This window comes from Streptomyces sp. NPDC054956 (assembly GCF_053609185.1).
The window spans coordinates 1-2,021 of record NZ_JBSGXB010000584.1; the positions used below are offsets into that span (position 1 = coordinate 1).

Genomic DNA, 2,021 nt, shown 5'->3' on the forward strand with positions numbered 1-2,021 from the left:
GGGCCCGCCCCCCCGGACCGGGCAGCCCCGCCACATCACCGCGACATCGGGCCGGTCACGGCTTCTGGAAGCCCGCGTCCTGGAGGATCTTCTGCGCCTCCGGGGTGCTCAGCCACGCCACGAACGCGGCAGCGGCCTCGGAGTTCTTGGAGCCCTTGAGCGAGGCGGCCGGGTAGGAGGCCACGGCGTTCTCGGCGTCCGGGATGTCCACGACGACGACCTTGTCACCGGACTTGATGGTGTCGGTCTTGTAGACCAGGCCGGCGTCGGCCTCGCCCAGCTCGACCTTGCTCAGCACGGCGCGGACGTTCGGCTCCTGGGAGACCGGCTTGACCTCGATCTTCTGCGCGTCGAGGATCTGCTTGCTGTAGCGGCCGACGGGGACCTCGGGCGCGGCCAGCACGACCTTGATCTTGGTGTCGGCGAGGTCCTTGAGCCCGGCGACCTTGAACGGGTTGCCCTTGCCGGTCGCGATGACCAGGCGGTTCTTGGCGATGATCGCCGGGTCGTTCGCCTCGGCCTTGAGGCCGTCCATGGTCTTGGTGTCGGCGGTGACCAGCGCGTCGGCCGGGGCGCCCTGCTTGACCTGGGCGGCGAGCTCCTGCGAACCGGCGAAGGAGAACTTCACCGTCGTGCCCGGGTGTGCCTTCTCGTAGGCGGCACCGGCGGTCTTGAACACGTCGGTGAGCGAGGACGCGGCGAGCACCGTCAGCTCCGCGGCCTTGGGCCGGGCCGACGCGGAGGCGCTCGGGGCGGCGTCGGCGTCCTTCTTCTTGTCGTCACCGCTGCCGCAGGCGGCGAGCGCCGGCACGAGCAGGGCGGCGGTCAGCGCGAGGGCGGCGTTGCGGCGGCGGTTCAGGTGCGGGATCGGGGACATGAGCGTGTGCTCCTCGGTCGGGTCGGCGGCCGGCCGGTGCCGGGTCCGCGGTGGTGACCCGCGCCGGTGACGGGCGGAGCGGGCTGGGGCGCGTGGTGCTGAGCGGAAGTACTGGGGGCAGGACTACTGGGCAGGACTACGGCGGCAGGCCGGGTGCCGTGCGGTGGGGCGAGTGCGGGGCGCCGGTTCCGGGGTACGGATTCAGGCGCGGTCGATGTGCACGCTGGTGGACTTCACGCGGGCGGTGGCCTGCATGCCGACCTCCAGCCCGAGCTCGTCCACGGCTTCGCGGGTGAGCAGGGAGACCAGGCGGTGGGGACCCGCCTGGATCTCGACCTGGGCGGCGACGTCGCCGAGCTTCACGGCGGTGACGATCCCCGGGAAGGCGTTGCGGGCCGAGGTGTAGGTCTCCCCGTCCTCGGCGTGGGCCCCCTGGCCCACCTCGATGGAGAAGGCGGCCAGGGCGCGGCCGTCGATCAGGCGGCGGCCGCTCTCGTCCCGATGGGTCGAAACCCGGCCGGCGTCGGCCCAGCGGCGTGCGGTGTCCGGGCTGACGCCCAGCAGGCGTGCCGCCTGACCGATGGTGTAGGACTGCATGTGCGACAAGGTAGGGGCAGGTGCCCCGCATTTGCAATTCTGTTGGGATGATGTACATGGCAGATGCCATGCCTCTTGTCGTAAACGCCAAAATCGATTCCGGATCGGCCGGTCCGGATCGCTAATGTTGTGGCATGGCTGAAGAGGGAACCGCGGGTGCGGGGTCGGCGCGGGTCGACGTGTGGATCTGGTCGGTCCGGCTCACCAAGACGCGGGCGATCGCGGCCGCGGCCTGCCGTGCGGGCCACGTCCGGGTCAACGGGGAGCGGGCGAAGCCCGCGCAATCGGTGCGCGCAGGGGACGAGGTGCGCCTGTTCCATGCCGGGCGGGAGCGCATCGTGGTGGTCCAGCGTCCGGTGACCAAGCGGGTCGGGCCTCCGGTCGCCGCCGCATGCCTGATCGACAACAGCCCGCCGCCGCCGACCCCGGTGGAGGCGGCGGTGGTCGGCATCCGCGACCGCGGCGCGGGCCGCCCGACGAAGCGCGAACGCCGGGAGATCGAAACCCTGCGCGGGAACCGCTAGCGCGGGAACCGTCGGGGCGGTCC

3 protein-coding genes are annotated in these 2,021 nt (G+C 72.0%); 1 reads left to right on the top strand and 2 read right to left on the bottom strand.

Annotated elements, in window-relative coordinates; genetic code table 11:
• Window positions 1–55: 55 nt before the first annotated feature.
• Together modA and ACWGDE_RS38480 are read right to left on the bottom strand one after the other, a co-directional pair.
• The gene (gene modA / locus ACWGDE_RS38475) at window positions 56–877 is read right to left on the bottom strand and encodes a molybdate ABC transporter substrate-binding protein (RefSeq protein WP_453393735.1); all 822 of its coding nucleotides are present in this window, start codon (window positions 875–877) and stop codon (window positions 56–58) included.
• Between the two features lie 201 nt (window positions 878–1,078).
• Window positions 1,079–1,474, bottom strand: coding sequence for a TOBE domain-containing protein (locus ACWGDE_RS38480; protein ID WP_453393736.1), 396 nt, complete (start codon window positions 1,472–1,474; stop codon window positions 1,079–1,081).
• A 134-nt stretch (window positions 1,475–1,608) separates the two neighbouring features.
• Between ACWGDE_RS38480 and ACWGDE_RS38485 the strand changes: the two genes are divergently transcribed.
• Window positions 1,609–1,998, top strand: coding sequence for an RNA-binding S4 domain-containing protein (locus ACWGDE_RS38485; RefSeq protein WP_453393737.1), 390 nt, complete (start codon window positions 1,609–1,611; stop codon window positions 1,996–1,998).
• Window positions 1,999–2,021 lie beyond the last annotated feature (23 nt).

Excerpts from the sequence above, each read along its gene's own strand:
- modA (WP_453393735.1), bottom strand. The coding sequence starts at position 877 with ATGTCCCCGATCCCGCACCTGAACCGCCGCCGCAACGCCGCCCTCGCG.
- ACWGDE_RS38480 (WP_453393736.1), bottom strand. The coding sequence starts at position 1,474 with ATGCAGTCCTACACCATCGGTCAGGCGGCACGCCTGCTGGGCGTCAGC.
- ACWGDE_RS38485 (WP_453393737.1), top strand. The coding sequence starts at position 1,609 with ATGGCTGAAGAGGGAACCGCGGGTGCGGGGTCGGCGCGGGTCGACGTG.